Raw genomic sequence first — 17,574 nt, 5'->3', positions numbered from 1 at the left:
TATTTTCAAGACGTTAACGTAATAACATGACAAAGATAAGTATTATTCGAGTGAGCGAATGATTGTATTTTACGATGGTAACTGTCCGCTGTGTGTAGGGGAAATGAATAAACTTAAACGTTTCGATCAACACAATAAAATTGATTTAGTGAACATTCACGATAATCGCTTCTCTACCGAGTTTCCTGAGATAGCGCATGAAGCGGCTATGGCTAAACTCCACGGTTATGATAGCCAAGGCAAGCTCATTGTAGGACTAGATGTTACCGCAGCGGCTTGGGGTCGAGTTGGCAAACATCGCTGGATCAAATTATTAAGATTACCCATAATCCGAACGATTGCAGACGGCGTTTACTTGTTTTTTGCAAAGCACAGAATGAAAATTTCTAAACTTCTGGCCCCAAATCAATGCAGTATACAAAATAGTGGAGATTGCAATCGTGACTAACTTCGCCATCATAGTGATTGGTGCAAGTTCAGCGATCGCTGATGCCTTTATAAAAGCGCAAACCGAACAACATCCTGACGTAAAAATCATCACGGTGTCTAGGCAAGCTAAAACGGCTCTACATGCCAATAACCTGCATTTTCAGTGTGATTACTCTAAAACACAAATTCAACAAGTTGCGAGCCGTATTCTCGAGCAAGAGTTAACGATTAAAAGCGTCACTATTTTTAATGGCTTACTCCATGACGAGTTTGATAAATTCCCAGAGAAAAAGCTTGAGGACATTGATCTCGAATACAGCATGGCGCTGTTTAATATCAATACCATGATCCCCATGCTTTGGTTGCAAGCTTTACTGCCAGCCTTAAAAGGTAAGCAGCCATGCGTAGTTACGGCACTCTCTGCCCGTGTTGGAAGTATCAGTGACAACCGGATGGGCGGCTGGTACAGCTACCGCAGCTCAAAGGCTGCGCTTAATATGATGTTTAAAACCGCAGCAGTCGAGCTTGCGCGTCGAGCAAAAAACATTAAGCTCATTTTGTTCCATCCAGGTACTACCGACACGCCACTTTCAAAACCTTTTCAAGCCAATGTCCCGGACGAAAACCTCTTTACGCCGGAATTTGTAGCACATCAACTTAGTGGCATCATCGCAAACAGTCATCCTGATGGTACGGTGAGCTATGTTGACTGGCAAAATAAATTAATTGGATGGTGAACACAGCATGAAACACTTCTCAAGTAACGATATTAAAACCTTAGACGAGCGTTATCGCGCATTGATGATAAATTCACTATCAGGCTTCAAAAGCGCTAACTTAATTGGAACGGTTGATGAGACAGGTCAAGAAAACTTGTCTATCGTCAGCTCCGTTTTCCACCTCGGTGCCAGCCCGGCGCTCGTGGGTGTGATTTTTAGGCCTCATAGTGTACCTAGGCACACATTGGAAAATATCTTAGCGACTGAAAAATACACCATCAATCAAGTTAATGTTCAAATTTATACGGCAGCCCATCAAACCTCAGCCAGATATGAAAAGAATCAATCTGAATTTGAGGAAACGGGTTTAACCTCCGAGTATTTAAATACTTTTCCAGCTCCGTTCGTCAAGGAAAGCAGATTAAAATACGGGCTTAGCCTCAAAGAGCACCAAATCATCAAGCTCAACGATACCGAGCTGGTAATAGGCGAAATTGAGTCTCTTCACATTGAAGAAAACGCTCTACTCGAGGACGGCTATATCGATATAGAGGCGCTCGACTGTGTCGCGATTTCCAGTTTAGACGGCTATCACAGTACCAAGCGTATTAATCGCTTGGAGTATGCTAAACCAAACAAGCCAACCAGAATTAAATTACTTGGCTAGGTATCTCTACAATGATTCCAAGAGCTCAAGTAATTCTTCGAGCTCTTCCTTAAAGTGCTTCTTCTGTTTGTCGCTCATGGTGCCTTTTAGTTTCACAGCGAGATTTGCATACTCTTTTATTCGCCTTGCTTGAATATCTAGGATGCGCTCAGGCAGCGCTGTGGGTGTAGTAACTATCGCTTGCTGCAACAGCTCAGGTGAAACCTGCTCGACTCCGCTCAGTATCATGGCTTGTTTAAACTGGCTAAATCGTCTTTGTTCATGTGCACGCCAAACCTGACGCGCAAACTCGCCTTGCTCGTAATATTCGTTAATAAGCTCCTTTTGTTTATCACTCAAATCACCAAGCCAACGCTCGTAGCGGTTAAATTGGTCTCCTTCCTCCCAGTCATCGTCCAACATTTCTTTTTCTATGTTGGCTATCAGCATTTCTCGCTGTTCACGGTTAAGCGAATTTAGGTGTGTTTCTAACTTGGGATATACGGCTTCAACGACGGAATACCAATAGTTCCTTGTGGTATACACCATATGCACCATGTCACTCTCTGTCATGGTTTGCCAGTGCTTCAACAGTGATTGGATATGAGATTTGTATTTTGGTAGCTCTGACTGTCGATGCCACGCAACCAAAGATTCTACATCAGCCTCCAGCTTTTCCTCTTGCTCATCCGTCAGCTCAACATAATCGGAAATATAATAACTCGCTAACCATCCTAAGTTGTTATAGGCCAATCTTTGACTACATCCAGCCAAACACAGTAAACATAGCGCCAGTGCTATTAATTTCTTCATCCCATAGCCTCAATTTTTGTTTTTATTACCTTATATTAACGCAGTATCTGCCATTTTAGATTTGTATTTTGTAAATCTGTGTTTCTGGCATTAGAATAACTAACAACATAGTTAGCATAGCTACCTTAAGGAGGTCTATGATGTTAGGCAGGATTTCAAAAGCATGTATCGCCATTGCACTTTTAAGCCAAGCACCTTTGGCAACAGCTGGATTGGAAGAAGGCATAGATGCACTCAATGCTGGCAGGTTCGAAGAAGCACTACAAGAATTCAATTATTTAGCTGAAATGAACTACGCCCCAGGCATTTATCAACTCGGTGTAATGTATGAAGGCGGCTATGGTGTCGTTAAAAATCAACGCAAAGCTGCAGAGTTATTTCAACAGGCCGTAAAACTTGGTGAAGCCGACGCAATGTTTGCGCTAGCAGTCATGTATGACGAAGGTCGCGGCGTTAAAAAGGACCGCTCAAAATACGTTGAGCTAATGACCAGAGCGGCAAACAAAAACATGCCAGCCGCGCAATTTAACGTAGCGCTAATGTATGCAAACGGTGACGGTGTACCACAAAGTTACCGCCACGCACTTAACTGGTATGAAAAAGCCGCCGCAAACAACTACACCTTAGCCATGTTTAATTTAGCACTCATGTATTTTCAGGGCTTAGGAGTCGAGAAAAATATTGAACGCTCGTACGTATGGAACACGTTAGCCGAATTTAATGGTTATGCTGAAGCCACAAAGAGCCGAGTACTCGACGAAAAACAGCTTTCCCCTTCACAAATCGAGCAAGCGAAAGAGCTCGCTAATAGTATTTACGAGCGAATTCAAGCCGGTAAATACGTAGCTGAAACACGTACAAAGTAAGTAAAGTGGTAAATAATAAAGGTCTCATGTGAGGCCCTTATTATTTTCCTTACTAAGAGATTGAGCTAGTACCATCACACCTAGGTAAAAGTCATGCTCATTGTTAACTGCGGCAATCTTTTTACATTGTTGAACCCGCTAACACTAAGGTAAACTAGCACTTCATTCATAATGAGCTGTGAAAATGAACCGCAAAAAGAAAATTTACGAAACCTTAAAGAAAAAAGACAAGCGTGCTAATGCTAAACTCCACAAAAGCAACAAACCTCGTTATATTTCAAAAGCTGAGCGTGAGAAAATCGCAGCCCAACAGCAAGAAAGTGAGGAATTAGATAGCGAAAACAACGAGCATTAATAGCCCCAGTTTTGTGCCAGCTCGGCCTACATTTCTTCATCAAAGCTTTCTTTTTTAATCTGTAAAGTAGTTGCACACCGAAGGTTGAACGGGTGTCGCTGCTAATCACGAACCCAGCTTTAAAGCCATGTTAGCTTTTAGCCCTTAAGAACGTAACTAAAGTTAATAAAAACAAAGAAAAAATAAGAATGAAGTGTCCACTACCCCTCTAAACTGGAGTTTTCCAATTTATCCTGGTAAATACGCTCATGGTTAAAAGGATACTTTTTAATTTGATTTTGCACACATTTCCGTAAGCCAGCTTGTGGTGAATTTTCAAGTACCTCTTTAATCGCATCAATGGCAGCAGCGACCGCATAACGCCAGTCTCGCTCTGAGCGGTAATAGATTGAGCGGCTGATCCCTACAAATGAGCATGAATTTACAATACTCAGGTCAGCTCCGACCAAAATACTTGCCCAACTACGCTTGTCTGCTGTCACCAACCTTTTTGCAAACAGCACCTTAATCGCATTATTCTCTAAGCTAACTTCAGCATACATTTTTTGAGCTTAAGATTTTCTTCTTCAAGCTCTTTAAGTTTTTTAGCATCAGAAGCTTCCATACCACCATACTTCGACTTCCAGTTGTAAAACGTACCATTACTAATACCGTGTTTGCGATATACATCTTCAACTGTCATACCTAAGACAGCTTCCTTTATAGCCATAAAAAATCGTGCGAGCAATATCAAAGGCGTTACCGGCTCGTCTTCATTTAATTGATCAATTGACGATTGTACATTTCTTCAGACATTAAGAGAGCTGTAGCCTTCATTTTAAACTAAAAAAGCTGCTTAAAGTTTGAATTCTTTACTAAATGTTCGACGTTTCTTGCCATGGGACACCTCTAATTGAGTGATAATGAGACCGCCTAAAATAGTGTCCGACTTTACTTAATCCAACACATAGATTTCCTGCTATATCAAAGTTATTCCAACTTCATGCTATTTTTGTATCATTCTTCTTCGTCCACCTCGTAGCTATCTGATATAAGAAACTTAAAAGAGCATTCTGAACTAGCTGTAGCAGAAGTTTCTTCAACTTTGACAATACTGAGATCCGGGGCTTGAGTCAGACTCAGTAAAATTCTTTTCGCTTCCAGCTCTGAGCTAGCTTTTATTAATATATCTACTTCGTTCACTTAATCTTACCTTAAGTTTATGGGTTGGGTATATATGCAGCAATTGTACCTCTTGGGTCTGGCCGCATCCGCCTTTGTTCTTCAAACTCATGAACAAGCTCCCTAAACTCTATATATGAATAAGGGTTCTTTTGTTGAGCTCGTTCTATATATAGATCCATCCGTTTACAAATTCTTATAAAGGAAGACGCAGACATTCTATAAATCAAATCCCTGTCAAACACATCACAATTCGCTCCAACTGCTAAGTGCTCCATTCCTCCAAGAAGCTCTCTGATAAGCCTTTGTAACTCCTTATCTTTATCAATTTCCAGTAAATTACTCTCCGTTAGTGGCCCAGTTCCAAAATGGTCATTTAACTCTCTTCTCAGACTGCTCCAAATAGGTCTAACTGATTTTAAATATTCTACGGTAGCGTGTTTTTTTCTTCTATCATGATCAGCGATCATTGTTTTTACTAACGCGTCATGTGAATTCTCTTGTGCTACAGCAGATCTCGAATGCTCCTTTCTTGTCATTTCTAATTCTTCTTTTTGTATTGTAATTTGTCTAGATTGGAGTAAAAGAGTATATACAACACCTGCAAATGCCAAACCGCTAAAGATAGAATTTGTTGCACCGAACATATCACCGAAAGCACCTCTATCAGGGAAACTATCAAAAATTAGAAAAATGGACGATATAACAAATAGCTGAATAATGAAAACTAAACTGACTATAATCCACAAACTACTAAATTGACTTTTCATTTTCTCTCTACTTCCCTAGCACATTTATTACAAGCACAAACGCCGCAGATTAAACATATTTACAATTAATTTAACATCTATTAAACCCCATTTCAAACTTTAAATTAGGTAAAAAATATACAATAAGGTTAAATACCAGCTTGATTTTTATCTCAAATAACTTGCAAGTCAGACCACTAATTGTTCGCTCCTGAAGCATGAACGTCCAATGATTTCAAACACAATATGTAATGGCGCTTCGCTCAACACATTAACGCTACTTTCTCCTCAAAAATAGCCACTCTAAAGGCTTTGTAAGCAGCTTCGAATGGCTAAGCAACATCTTGTTGCGCCATTTAGTATTATTGGATTGGAGAATGGGCTTTTTATGGCTAAAGGTATAAAAGCCTTCTTCGCCATGATATTGACCCATACCAGAGTGACCTAGGCCACCAAAGGGTAAAGACTCAACAACCACGTGCACTATGGTTTCGTTGATCGCTAGAGTCCCCGTTGCGAGCTCCTTTGACACTTTATTCATGGCAACCTGAGACTGTGTAAATAAATAACTCGCAAGTGGTGTGGTGTCCTCCCTAATATAGCTAATCGCATCATTTAAGTCGGATATTTTTAGTATCGGCAAAATCGTTCCAAATAACTCCTCTTGCATCACCCTCATGCTTTTGTTGACATGGGTAATGATATGCAGAGGGAGCTGACGGTTGTCGCATGCCGGCTCAGCTTGCCATACATTTGCGCCTTTACTTTTGGCATCAATAATAATGTCGTTTAAGCGCTGAAGTTGCCTGTCGTTAATAATTGAAGTTTGGTTTTTTACACCTACTTTTGTTTTATATGTTTTTTCGTAGTGCTGTTCCAGCTCAGCAATAAATGCGTCGTATTTTTCTTCGTGCACTAACACATAATCTGGTGCAACACAGATTTGACCTGAATTAGAGAGCTTACCCATTAACACGCTCATCGCAGCGGCGCTGATATCAGCGTCATCAAGCACAATAACAGGTGATTTCCCCCCTAACTCTAGGGTGACCGGCGTGAGATTTTTAGCCGCCGCCGCCATCACCTTTTTGCCAACTGCTGTTGAACCTGTAAATAGCAAGTGATCAAATGGCTGCTCAGTAAAAGTCGTGGCAATATCAGGTCCACCTTCAATGACGCACACTTCATTATCCAATCCTTTAAAAATGGCTCTTATCACCGCATTCACATTGGGAGTGAACTCGCTCAACTTGAGCATGACTTTGTTTCCAGCGGCGAGGGCGGTAATCACGGGGACAATCGCCAACTGAATTGGATAATTCCACGGGGCTATCACGCCCACGACTCCTTTTGGCACAATCTCAATTTTCGCCTTAGATGGTAGCCACTGCGCACCGGGTGAACGATGCTGCACTTTGCTCCATTTGCGCAGGTGCTTCGCGATATAATCAATCGAATTGATGCAAGGCATGATGTCTGCAATCACGGTATCGAATCGACTCCGAGTACCAAAATCCTGATCTGCCGCCTCGACTAATTGATCTTGCCTCTGCAACATGCGTGATTTTATTTCGGTTAATAGACGTAAACGCTTTTCAAGCGCGGGATAAGGTTCTTGGTTAAAGCGACTTTTTAACTGAGTAAATGTAGCGATTAGGGTGCTGGTATTATCTTCAATCATTATCAGGTCCTGCTAATGTCTAATTCGAATATAGCAAGGAAAAAACAACGGGTCTATCTTCAAAAAACTAGGTATTACTATAGAGACAGGCTGCGTATGACCGAGTTGCCCTTCGATGGACACAGCCTGTGGAGAATGGCAACTTTAAAACCCTAGTATGCTCCTTGCCAAAGTCAAGGTAACAATTGTAATTAGCCCTATCGCGACCAAGTTTAAAACAAATCCAGCTCTTATCATGTCTTTAATTTTAATCTCGCCCGAGCCAAATACGATAGCATTTGGTGGTGTTGCGACAGGCATCATAAAGGCGCAACTGGCCGCGATTGCTGCAGGGATAACCCAAGCTAAAGGAGAGCCCGTGATTGATTCAGCGACAGGTCCAAGTAAAGGTAAAAAGCCTGCAGCCGTTGCGGTATTGCTGGTAATTTCCGTTAAGAACGTAATAAGCGCTGCAACAACTAGCACGCCAAGCACTAAGCCCATGGCATCCGCGCCCGCAAGTAAGTTAGCGATGTAATCGGCAAGTCCTGAAGATTTGATCTGTGCCGCGAGCGATAAACCACCGCCAAATAATAGCAAAATCCCCCAAGGCACCTTAGCAGCGCTTTCCCAATCTAAAATACGTTCGTCACTTCCCGACTTAGCAGGAAGAACAAATAGTAACAGTGCAGCGGCAATTGCAATGCCAGTATCTGACAATTTAAGACCCGTAACATCACCAATTAGCGGTCTAAAGATCCAACATACTGCCGCTAAAATAAATACCGCAAAAACCCCTTTCTCCGCACGAGACATTTCACCGAGTGCTTTTAATTGGGAAGTAAATAACGACTTAGTATCAACATTGATTTCTTCTTTATCAACCTTGTAAGTCACTTTGGTCAACCAGAACCAAGCAAATGCCAGCATCACCAAAGACAAAGGCACACCAATCATCATCCAAGTGGCAAAACCAATCTCTATTTGATAACTGTCGGATAAATATGCAGCCATTAACGCATTTGGTGGCGTACCAATTAAAGTTGCAATACCTCCAATACTGGCACCATAAGCGATAGAAAGTAATAGCGCTTTAGCAAAGCTTTGGCTATCTCCACCCTGCTCTTTTACCAAGTGAATAACCGAAAGTGCAATCGGTAACATCATTACTGCCGTTGCCGTGTTTGACATCCACATAGATAAAAATGCTGTCACGCCCATCATCGCTAAGATCTGTATACTCGGTTTAGTGCCTGCGAACAACATGGTATTCAGCGCGATGCGTTTATGCAGCCCCCACCTTTCCATGGCGATTGAGAGCAAAAATCCACCCAGAAATAGATAAATCAAAGGATGCGCAAACGGTGCAGCGACTGCTTTAATAGATGCAATCCCGACTAAAGGCGAAATAACCAAGGGTAATAACGAAGCTGCCGGAATAGGCACAGCTTCGGTTATCCACCAAGAAGCTAGCCAAAACGCTAAGCCTGCGGTTCTCCAAGCCTCAACCGACATGCCCGATGGTGGTTCAACCAAACAAATCAGTAACATTACCAAGGGACCAAGCCACAGAAACAGCTGCGTTTTTATCGTTTTTTTATTCTCTTCTGTCATTATCTTGAACCTTTAAAACTTATATTTTAAGCCAACAGCGATGCTAGTATCGTCTTGTGTTTCAAGGTCGAGCTGTGTTGCCATCACATACAAGTTAGTTTGTTTATCAAAAATATAGTCTGTACCTAGCGTCCACTGAGTCGCATCTTCATTGTGGCGTAATCCGCTTGAGTCTTTGGCAAACTGTAGCTTCGGACGCCAATTATCGTCGAGTTGGTAACTTGCGCTTAGCACATAGCCATTACCTGATTTGTCTTTCGCTAGATTTTCGCTGTCTTGGATGATGGCACCAAGTTGTAGCTTTTGCCATTTGTAAGCCAACGCGATACGCGTAGCTACCAAATTACCAATACTGTCGGTATGACTCAGAGCAACATAGTAATCTTTATTTTTTAATGCTCGGTCACCATAAATTGCGGTAGCTGCAAACCCGGTTTCGTCGTTGCTCGCGTCGTCTTTAGGTGTGTAGGTCAGAGAAAAAGAAAAGTCGTTCCATTTAGGTGAAGAATAGGTAATTGAATCACCAACTCTGTCTTGGCCTGCTAGCACTTGGGCAATATCACTTTGGGTTTCGTTAAATTGATCGATTTTCCCTTCACTAAACTTAAAACGCGTGTCGTTTCTGCCCACTAAAACCGTACCAAATTTACCTTCAAGGCCAACATAGGTGTTTCTTGCTGAAAATGGCTCAGTGGTATCGTCGTGTTCAAAACCTTTAACTTGTACTTCATATTTGTAGACGAGTTTTAGATCGCTTGATAAGCCGTGAGTGCCTTTTACACCAATTCTTGAAAATGGTGCGTCAATTTGTGTGCCCTCTTTGGTATAGCGCATCACACCTTTGTCTGTGTTGGCAATTTGAACTTCTGCTTTACCATAAATGCTGTAGTCTGCGGCTAACGCAGAGGCTGATAGCGTTGCACTGGCAACTGCCAACGCCACTAAAGATTTACTTGCTGTCATAACTTGTCTCATTTTTTGATTATTGTCGCTTAAGACAACGCAATTCTGAGACCAGAGTTTATTTTTTAATATAAATCAGATGGATAAATAAAAATCTAAGATTAACACCAGCTAAAATGTGCGGATTTCCACACACTTAAATCTATAATGTGTCACTAAATTCACCCATCATCATTGGTGAACATAGTGCGATTTAAACCATACTTGATCATCTTGTCGTACAAGGTTTTTCTCGGCACTTTTAGCAAATTCATCGCATCTTTTATGCTGCCTTGGCTTTGTGCCAGCGCTTCTTCAATTAGCGATTGCTCGTAGTAGCTCACCTTCTCAGCCAAACTCAACGTTTCGTCAGACAAATTGCTTTGCATGTTACTCGTAGTCATCGCACCACCGAGTAAAATATGGCGCTCGGCGTGGTTTCTCAGCTCTCGCACGTTCCCAGGCCAGTCTTGTGCCAGTAGCTGCGCCTCTAATTCAGGGCTAATTGGTTGCATAGGTTTATGAAAGCGAGTAGCGGCAATGGAGCTAAAGTGTTTATATAGCAGCGGAATATCAGCTTTTCTGGAACGAAGTGACGGGATCATCACTTTGACGAGGTTAAGTCGATAAAATAAATCCGAGCGAAATTTACCCTGTGCGACTAAGGTTTGTAAATCCACTTTCGTCGCCGCAACCACTCTAATTTCCAGTGCTATCGCAGTGTTGCTACCAACTGGCGTCACACTTCTCTCTTCTAAAACGCGCAGCAGCTTCACTTGTAAAGCCGCAGACATGGCTTCGATTTCATCCAAAAAAACCGTGCCACCTTGGGCAAAAGAAAATTTTCCCTCGCGAGACTCTTTAGCACCCGTAAATGCTCCGCTTTTGGCACCAAATAATTCACTTTCAATCAGCTCTTCTGGAATCGCACCGCAATTGATGGCGACGAAGTTATGGTTTGAGCGCTCGCTATGGTCGTGTAAGTATCGCGCCACCAATTCCTTTCCTGTACCGGTTTCACCTTCAATCAATACGTCAGCTGGGGTATCAATCACAGCATCAAGCAAGTGCAGCATTTGCTGCATTTGTTTTGTCTCACCTAAGATCCGCACCCCCGGCGCAGACTTTTTCTTGACTTGCGCTTTTAGCTCTCGGTTTTCCATCACCAACCGGCGTTTATCAAGCGCCCTTTCTATGCAGTCAAGTAGCGGCTCTGACACAGGCTTTTCAAAAAAGTCGTAAGCCCCTTTTTGGATGGCTTTTACCGCCACTTCAACATCCGCAAAGCCGGTTAGAAATACCACAGGTAACTCAGAATCAAACTGCATCACCTGCTCTAAAAATTGAATACCATTGACCTCGGGCATATTGATATCGCAAAGCACAACACCGCTAAACTGACGAGAAAGTTTTTTTAATGCAGGCGTTGCACTGGAAAAACACTGCACTGAGTACCCTTCTATTTCAAATAGTTGCTTTAGTGCATCTCGTATACTATGTTCATCATCGATGATTAACAGGGTTTTCTCTTCAGTCATGTTGCGGATTCTTTGTGTGTAAACTAATTAAAAACTCAGCACCACCTTGCGGATGGTTATGGGCGCTGAGTTTACCATGAAACGATTCAATGATTTGCTTTGAAATGGATAACCCTAAGCCCAAGCCATTACCTGATTTAGTGGTGTAAAACGGTTCAAATATGTTAGATAAAGCGTGCTGTTTTATCCCTTCGCCCGAGTCAATAATAGACAGCTGGATCTTACCTTCATGCTCCACGGCGCGAATATAAATACATTTATCATCTTGCTCAACAATGGCTTGGCACGCATTGCTAATAATATTCACCAGTACTTGCTCAAACTTAAATGGGTCAACCCAGATATTGCACGCAAGCCCCTCACTTTGAATTGCTACACCGTAGCGTTTGAGTTCAGGCCCAACTATAACTAAGGCGTTATCTACAGAGTGTTTAAGGTTGGCCACCAGCATCTTATTATCATGATGCTGACTAAATGATTTTAGCTGAGCCACGATTTTATGCACTCGAGTGATCAAAGATTGGATCAGGACCATATTTTCGACTACTTTGCTTACGTCTCCCTTTTGAGCCAACCGTTTGGCGCTGGCGACATACGCACTCATGGCACTAAGTGGTTGATTGATTTCATGGTTAATGCTGGCGCTGAGCTGCCCTATGGTTGCCAACTTGGCAGCGCGAATCAGTGCATCTTGCGCCTGCTCGAGCGCTTGCTTGCGGCTGGCAACCTCAGCCTCTAAACTCCGCTGGCTGAAAAGCAGTTGTCGGTATCCTGTCAATTTACTCAACGTGTACTCGACAACAACAAAGAGTAAAATCAATACCAGTGCAGTTACCCCAAGCCGCGGCCACTGTGCCGCTTTGATAGGCGCAACTTCATGTAGCAAATAAAGAGTGTATTGCTTGTTAAGCGGCCTCTTTTGCATCAGCGCGTCGCTGCCATGAGATGAAGTTTTCACTCTGGTTGGTGAAAGCACGCGCCAATCAATCGGAAACAGAGATTCGTTTTCAAACTGCCTTGAGGATTCAATTTCTTTGCGCTTTGCTGGGGACAGTTCCCCTAATGATGCTAACCGCCACTGCTCAACATCAGATGCCAGTACAATATGATTGTCATCCACAATTAAGAAATGGCTATCAGTTCCCGTATCAAGCTGGGCTTTATCTGATTCAAATTTACTGGCGTTAACCTTCATCACCACCACGCCCACAAGCGAGCCGTCTTTATAGACAGACTTAGCAAAATAGAAACCACGGGTTTTGGAACGTAAACCGAGCGCAAAAGTGACATGCTCATTGCCCTTGATTGTTTCGTAAAAATAGGGGCGAAAGGCAAAATTGCTGCCTTTATAGCTATGCGGTAAATACCAGTTGCTGCTCGCAATCACAGTTCCACTGAGGTCTAGCAGGTAAACGTCTGACGCACCACTGGATATTTGAATGTCCTGAAGGTATCTGTCCAGTTCATTGGAGTTAATAGCGGTTGCTTGCTGTAAGCCTGATTGCACCAAATTGCTTAGGCTCAATTGCGTTTGGATAGCTTGATAACGAGTAAATTCAGTCTGGATATAACTATTGAACTTTTCTAGGTTGGTTTTAGTCTGACCAAGGACATTTTCCTCATCCTGTGCCACATTGAACAAATAACTTGCCCACAGCCCACAAAATAATAATAAAAGATAAATTAATATCTTAACTGAGAACTTATGTGACACACGCAACTCCTAATTGAACTCATTGAGTCTATCAGAAGCAGAATATCAATTAAATCAAATCTCTTTAAATCAATGTATCACTAAGCGCTAAGACCAGAGATAAACAAGGTTTTATCTCTGGTCTTAATTTTAAACGCGTATTAATTCGCGCTAATACTTAGCGTTACATTGCTCGCTGCTTGGTAGCCTTGCAGGCCGATATGCCAAGTGCCAGCCTGAGGATTGGAGATGGTACATACCTCATTATTGCCATTTTTGTATGGCCGACATTGGTAGGTGCTGGTATTTGGTTGCGTGCCAAAATTAACATAAAGATCCGCATCTCCCGTGCCTCCCGACGTCGTAATTGTCAGGGTTTGGTATCCCGCGGTTAGTGCTTGACTAAAATACTGCCACTGTCCGCTGGCGACAGAAATATTATTGATAGTTTCGTCAATAGGCGTATTGCCACTTGAGGTATCGTACTGTCCTACCAAACTGACCCCCGAAATCGCGTTCCATGCCTCTACCATCACGTAATACGTACCAGTTTGCACAGCGGAAATATTGCATTGCTCGTTACTAGACGAGTTAGTGCTCTTGCAGTCATGAGTATCCAAAGTAGGTTTGGAGCCATAGCGAACGTAGAGATCGGCGTCACCAGTGCCACCTGAGGTGGTAAAACTTAAATTAGTTGCACCTTGTGGTACTTCCATGGTGAAAAACTGCTGGCTTTTAGAAGCGCCAGAAATCCCCGTTTTAGCCACACCATTTTCAAGCTTATTGTTTGGTTGTGGCGGAGGTGTATCACCCGCATTTTTACCAAGCTCAGCAACAAACGCCAGCGCGAGTTTTGCAAATTTTTGTGCATGTGTTGAATCAAATTCAGTATCGTTGGTGGTATGAATTTTTCTGTTGATCTCAGACATTCTTGATTCAAATGGCATAGAAGCTGGGAACCCTTGCTGATACCAAGATGCATGGTCGGAGCAGCCATAGCCACATTGGTCATAGGCATAGCTAAGGTTTGGCAAATAAGTTTCAATTAATTGGCCTAAGAACTGATTCTGTGCGCTGTTTGTATAGTCTGTCATCATCACAATATCCGCACTACTGCCATTGCGGCCAGTCATATCAAATTGTGTCATACCGACTACGTTTTTTCCCTGAGAGCTGTAAGACTGCGCGATAGCTTTAGAACCTCGAAGCCCAACTTCCTCTGCCGCAAAGCCCATGATTTGGATTGTCCGCTGAGGCTGATAACCATCTTCAACAATAGCGCTTAGCGCTTCAGTAAGCACAGCGATCCCAGAGGCATTATCATCCGCACCCGGCGCAAGCCCACTCGAGTTAGATTGGTTAATTGAATCAAGGTGCCCGCTGATAATAACGATTTCATCGCTCAGTTCGCTACCTGGAATGGTGACAATCACTGAAGACTGAGCCCAAGAGTGGCTAAAATATTCAACACTAATATCTGAGCGACTTGCTGCAATATCGCTCCATGTTTGCTTGACCCATGCAGCGGCATCAACACCCGTTTGCGAGGTATAATAGCGGTTATAAAAACTGGTTAGCGAATTGACACTGCTGTCTAAGTTCACCGTACTGACTTTTGAGATTAAGCTGTTAACCCGCGCGGGGTTATCAATGCTGTAGTTAACCAGCGTCGCACTTGGGTTTACGCTTTCTAACTGTGCAAGATAGCTTTGCGCCTGCTCTAAGGAGTCATGGGCGACAAAGCCACCACAGCGGTGATATTCTTCGTGCATAAATGCACTCAGGTGTGAATGTAAGTTTGCAGGTACTTTTAACGCTTTGACTTCACTGTTCGGTAAAGAAAGCTGCTCAAAGTGAGTACCGCGAATAGAATTATGGACTTGGAAATGCTGACTAGACTTCGCATCCATCGTCACCCAAACCTCTTCTGACGCTTCAGAAAAGCCACTCAAACAGGCAATGCTCAGTAGCATAGGTGTAGTTAATTTCATTGTTGTATCCTCAACTCATTTGAATAACAACATGATTTAAGCGCTGAGCAAAATAAAAGGATTATTCAAATGAGGTAAATTTATGATTTTTTTGGGGCCTAATAAAAAGGGAGCTTGCGCTCCCTTTAAACTTTTACTTAGTTCGCTTTGATATTCAGTGTTACACCGCTTGCTGCACTATAGCCACGTAAATCAATATACCAAGTACCTTGCTGCGGGTTTGCAATCGTACAAGTCTCATTGTTACCGTTTTTATAAGGGCGACACTGATAGCTCGACGTTGTTGATTGAGAACCAAAGTTTACGTATAGATCCGCGTCACCTGAACCACCAGAAATACTCACTTCAAGATTGCTGTAGCTAGCATTTAGATCTTGTGTGAAACGTGCCCAACTGCCAGATGCAACACTGATATTAGACTCAGTGCGATCAATTGGTTGAGTTCCACCTGTTGAGCTGTATGTACCAGTCAAAGTCACGCCCGAAATCTGATTCCATGCTTCAACCATCACGTAGTACTTACCTGCTTGAATGTTATTAATGTCGCAGCTTTCGTTACTTGTAGACGTTGTGCTATTACAATCATAAGTGTTTAACGTCGGACGAGAACCATACTTGACATAAAGGTCCGCATCACCGCTACCACCAGAAGTGGTGAAGTTTAGGCTAGTCGCATCAGCTGGCACATCAAGGGTAAAAAACATTTGCTCTTTTGCCGCGCCACTTATCCCAGTACGAGGCTGACCGTTCGTTAACTCTTCGTCGCCACCTGGAGGTGGTGGAGGATTAGTATCACAGCTACTACCTGAGCTTAAGTTTGAGTTGACGCCAACCGCTGCTAACGCAGCTTGTACATCACCAGGTTCATAACCTAGGTCACATGCCGCATCCATTACACCGTTACCTGCAGTATCCCAATCGGTGTTCGCAGTCCAATACATTTGGTTAGCTTTTGCCATTACGATAAAGGCTTTTTTCGTATCCCAACCCGCTGTAGTTGCCAGATTGTAGAAGGCTTTGTTGAACACCCCTGAAGTGTGGTGAACGTCCATGCTAGACGTATAGTTAGACTGGTGATCGATTGAGCGGCCGTCTTGCGTTGGGTCATTCATATAACGCAATGCGCCACTGCCTTTGAAGATGTCTTGGCCAACTAACCAGTCATTGCTGCCTTTCATATAAAATTCAGCAGCCTCACCAGCCATATCAGAAAACGCTTCGTTCAAGCCACCTGATTTATAACGGTATACTAGACCTGAGTTTTGCTCTGTGAAACCATGACTCACTTCGTGAGCAGATACATCAAGGCTTACCAACGGATAGAATGTATTCGCACCATCGCCAAAAGTCATCGCGCTGCCATCCCAGAACGCGTTTTCATAATTACTGCTATAATGAACGCGCATTTTAAGCTGGAACGACAATGGCGCAGTGCCGAGCCAATCGTTGTACATATTAAATACTACATTGCCAAAATAATGGGCGTCGTTCAGCGGTGAGTATGCACCGTTAATTTCTTTAACTGTATTTTCTGGGCACGTAAAGCTATGTGCAGTCGAGCCGCTGCTACCGTGATTTAAGTTAATTGTCTTAACGTTCGCATTAGTCATGGTACAAGTATTGCCTGACTGTGCAACGTCTAGATGACCATAATCAGTACCATATTGGTAACGACCAGTCTTTTGGTTACCACCAGGGCCTATCGCATCTGCATGCTGCAAGTTATTGAAGCTTTCTAACACTTCGCCTGTGTTTGCATCAATGATCAAATATGGGCGTTTAGGCTCATCACCATAAGTAACAAAAGTGACTTCATAGACTAAACGTGCCGTTGAATTGCCATCAAGCCAGATCGCTAGGCGAGATTTTTCATTATGTTTTTTAAGCTTTTTGTCTGCACTAAGCGATTGCTTTTCAAACTGATTCAATGCCATTTTGGCATTTAGCTTGGGTTTTACCGAACCGATGTCAGCCGCGATGTTATAAACCGCTGCACCGTGAGCCTTTTTAAGCGCACCGGCATCGTCAAACGTTAAAATGACCGAATCGCCAATCACTGGTAATCCTTGGTACATTTGTTGAAAACGCTTAGTTACTTCACCTTTTTTACTATTGAAGCTTTTAAGCTCCTTTAGTTGGCTCGCGCTTTCCAAACCAATCAGCACTTCTGGTTGTGTACTCAACACAGTTTGAGAAGCTGATTTAAGCATAGTATTCATGTCAGCTTGCTGGTTTAGGTATTGTTTTGTTGCAGCTTGAGCACTGAGCGAAGTAAACGCAATCGCACACGCCGTAGCCATAGTTACTGTAGATAATTTCACGAATTACACTCCTAGTATTGTTGTTTTATTGTCCTTTTCATCACTGCTTAACAAAAAACATTAGATGAAATGTGACT

General features: G+C 42.8%; 15 protein-coding genes and 1 pseudogene. 5 read left to right on the top strand and 11 right to left on the bottom strand.

Going from position 1 to position 17,574, the window contains the following annotated elements:
* Positions 1-58 precede the first annotated feature (58 nt).
* The 3 genes from MHN32_RS05125 to MHN32_RS05115 are packed head-to-tail and all read left to right on the top strand — an operon-like array spanning position 59 to position 1,815.
* On the top strand, positions 59-448 hold the full coding sequence (locus MHN32_RS05125; protein WP_275440224.1) for a DUF393 domain-containing protein: 390 nt from the start codon (positions 59-61) through the stop codon (positions 446-448).
* Positions 441-1,166 carry an SDR family NAD(P)-dependent oxidoreductase gene (locus tag MHN32_RS05120; protein ID WP_239421111.1) on the top strand — a complete coding sequence of 242 codons (726 nt, stop codon included), beginning with the start codon at positions 441-443 and terminating at the stop codon, positions 1,164-1,166. The genes MHN32_RS05125 and MHN32_RS05120 overlap by 8 nt, the downstream gene beginning before the upstream one ends.
* A gap of 7 nt (positions 1,167-1,173) precedes the next feature.
* Positions 1,174-1,815 (top strand): flavin reductase, encoded by a 642-nt coding sequence (locus tag MHN32_RS05115; protein WP_239421110.1) that lies wholly within the window; start codon positions 1,174-1,176, stop codon positions 1,813-1,815.
* A 6-nt stretch (positions 1,816-1,821) separates the two neighbouring features.
* Here MHN32_RS05115 and MHN32_RS05110 read toward each other — a convergent pair whose 3' ends face one another.
* Complete coding sequence (locus MHN32_RS05110; protein ID WP_174169281.1) at positions 1,822-2,607, bottom strand: DUF6279 family lipoprotein; 786 nt, start codon at positions 2,605-2,607, stop codon at positions 1,822-1,824.
* Positions 2,608-2,747: 140 nt separating this feature from the next.
* On the opposite strand from MHN32_RS05110, the gene MHN32_RS05105 reads away from it, so the two are divergent.
* Both MHN32_RS05105 and MHN32_RS05100 read left to right on the top strand, forming a co-directional pair.
* Positions 2,748-3,473, top strand: coding sequence for a tetratricopeptide repeat protein (locus tag MHN32_RS05105; RefSeq protein WP_010605322.1), 726 nt, complete (start codon positions 2,748-2,750; stop codon positions 3,471-3,473).
* Between the two features lie 184 nt (positions 3,474-3,657).
* Positions 3,658-3,828: a DUF2986 domain-containing protein gene (locus MHN32_RS05100; RefSeq protein ID WP_010605321.1), complete on the top strand. Its 171-nt coding sequence runs from the start codon at positions 3,658-3,660 to the stop codon at positions 3,826-3,828.
* A gap of 464 nt (positions 3,829-4,292) precedes the next feature.
* Here the strand turns inward: MHN32_RS05100 and MHN32_RS05095 are convergent.
* From MHN32_RS05095 to MHN32_RS05050, 10 genes and pseudogenes are all read right to left on the bottom strand, one after another.
* Positions 4,293-4,504, bottom strand: a pseudogene (locus MHN32_RS05095) (transposase); the annotation flags it as partial.
* A 320-nt stretch (positions 4,505-4,824) separates the two neighbouring features.
* A complete protein-coding gene (locus MHN32_RS05090) occupies positions 4,825-5,010 on the bottom strand; it encodes a hypothetical protein (RefSeq protein ID WP_239421109.1) in 186 nt (61 codons plus the stop codon).
* Between the two features lie 17 nt (positions 5,011-5,027).
* Complete coding sequence (locus MHN32_RS05085; protein ID WP_239421108.1) at positions 5,028-5,759, bottom strand: DUF4760 domain-containing protein; 732 nt, start codon at positions 5,757-5,759, stop codon at positions 5,028-5,030.
* Positions 5,760-6,015: 256 nt separating this feature from the next.
* Positions 6,016-7,419, bottom strand: a complete 1,404-nt coding sequence (locus MHN32_RS05080; RefSeq protein WP_239421107.1) for a coniferyl aldehyde dehydrogenase — start codon at positions 7,417-7,419, stop codon at positions 6,016-6,018.
* A 144-nt stretch (positions 7,420-7,563) separates the two neighbouring features.
* On the bottom strand, positions 7,564-9,012 hold the full coding sequence (locus MHN32_RS05075) for an SLC13 family permease (protein ID WP_010605318.1): 1,449 nt from the start codon (positions 9,010-9,012) through the stop codon (positions 7,564-7,566).
* Between the two features lie 12 nt (positions 9,013-9,024).
* Positions 9,025-9,975, bottom strand: a complete 951-nt coding sequence (locus tag MHN32_RS05070) for a porin (RefSeq protein WP_237116334.1) — start codon at positions 9,973-9,975, stop codon at positions 9,025-9,027.
* A gap of 161 nt (positions 9,976-10,136) precedes the next feature.
* Positions 10,137-11,492, bottom strand: a complete 1,356-nt coding sequence (locus MHN32_RS05065; protein WP_239421106.1) for a sigma-54 dependent transcriptional regulator — start codon at positions 11,490-11,492, stop codon at positions 10,137-10,139.
* Complete coding sequence (locus tag MHN32_RS05060; protein WP_239421105.1) at positions 11,485-13,206, bottom strand: ATP-binding protein; 1,722 nt, start codon at positions 13,204-13,206, stop codon at positions 11,485-11,487. The genes MHN32_RS05065 and MHN32_RS05060 overlap by 8 nt, the downstream gene beginning before the upstream one ends.
* A 140-nt stretch (positions 13,207-13,346) precedes the next feature.
* Positions 13,347-15,176 carry a M28 family metallopeptidase gene (locus MHN32_RS05055; RefSeq protein WP_239421104.1) on the bottom strand — a complete coding sequence of 610 codons (1,830 nt, stop codon included), beginning with the start codon at positions 15,174-15,176 and terminating at the stop codon, positions 13,347-13,349.
* Between the two features lie 137 nt (positions 15,177-15,313).
* A complete protein-coding gene (locus MHN32_RS05050; protein WP_239421103.1) occupies positions 15,314-17,497 on the bottom strand; it encodes a pre-peptidase C-terminal domain-containing protein in 2,184 nt (727 codons plus the stop codon).
* Positions 17,498-17,574: the final 77 nt, after the last annotated feature.

The organism is Pseudoalteromonas sp. Of11M-6 (assembly GCF_022347905.1).
In the GTDB taxonomy this organism is placed as follows: domain Bacteria; phylum Pseudomonadota; class Gammaproteobacteria; order Enterobacterales; family Alteromonadaceae; genus Pseudoalteromonas.
Note: the sequence above shows the minus strand (reverse complement) of the source record. Positions and strands in the feature narration are given on the sequence as shown.

Coding starts and splice junctions, on each gene's coding strand:
- MHN32_RS05125 (WP_275440224.1), top strand. CDS start 59: ATGATTGTATTTTACGATGGTAACTGTCCGCTGTGTGTAGGGGAAATG.
- MHN32_RS05115 (WP_239421110.1), top strand. CDS start 1,174: ATGAAACACTTCTCAAGTAACGATATTAAAACCTTAGACGAGCGTTAT.
- MHN32_RS05110 (WP_174169281.1), bottom strand. CDS start 2,607: ATGAAGAAATTAATAGCACTGGCGCTATGTTTACTGTGTTTGGCTGGA.
- MHN32_RS05105 (WP_010605322.1), top strand. CDS start 2,748: ATGTTAGGCAGGATTTCAAAAGCATGTATCGCCATTGCACTTTTAAGC.
- MHN32_RS05100 (WP_010605321.1), top strand. CDS start 3,658: ATGAACCGCAAAAAGAAAATTTACGAAACCTTAAAGAAAAAAGACAAG.
- MHN32_RS05085 (WP_239421108.1), bottom strand. CDS start 5,759: ATGAAAAGTCAATTTAGTAGTTTGTGGATTATAGTCAGTTTAGTTTTC.
- MHN32_RS05080 (WP_239421107.1), bottom strand. CDS start 7,419: ATGATTGAAGATAATACCAGCACCCTAATCGCTACATTTACTCAGTTA.
- MHN32_RS05075 (WP_010605318.1), bottom strand. CDS start 9,012: ATGACAGAAGAGAATAAAAAAACGATAAAAACGCAGCTGTTTCTGTGG.
- MHN32_RS05070 (WP_237116334.1), bottom strand. CDS start 9,975: ATGACAGCAAGTAAATCTTTAGTGGCGTTGGCAGTTGCCAGTGCAACG.
- MHN32_RS05065 (WP_239421106.1), bottom strand. CDS start 11,492: ATGACTGAAGAGAAAACCCTGTTAATCATCGATGATGAACATAGTATA.
- MHN32_RS05055 (WP_239421104.1), bottom strand. CDS start 15,176: ATGAAATTAACTACACCTATGCTACTGAGCATTGCCTGTTTGAGTGGC.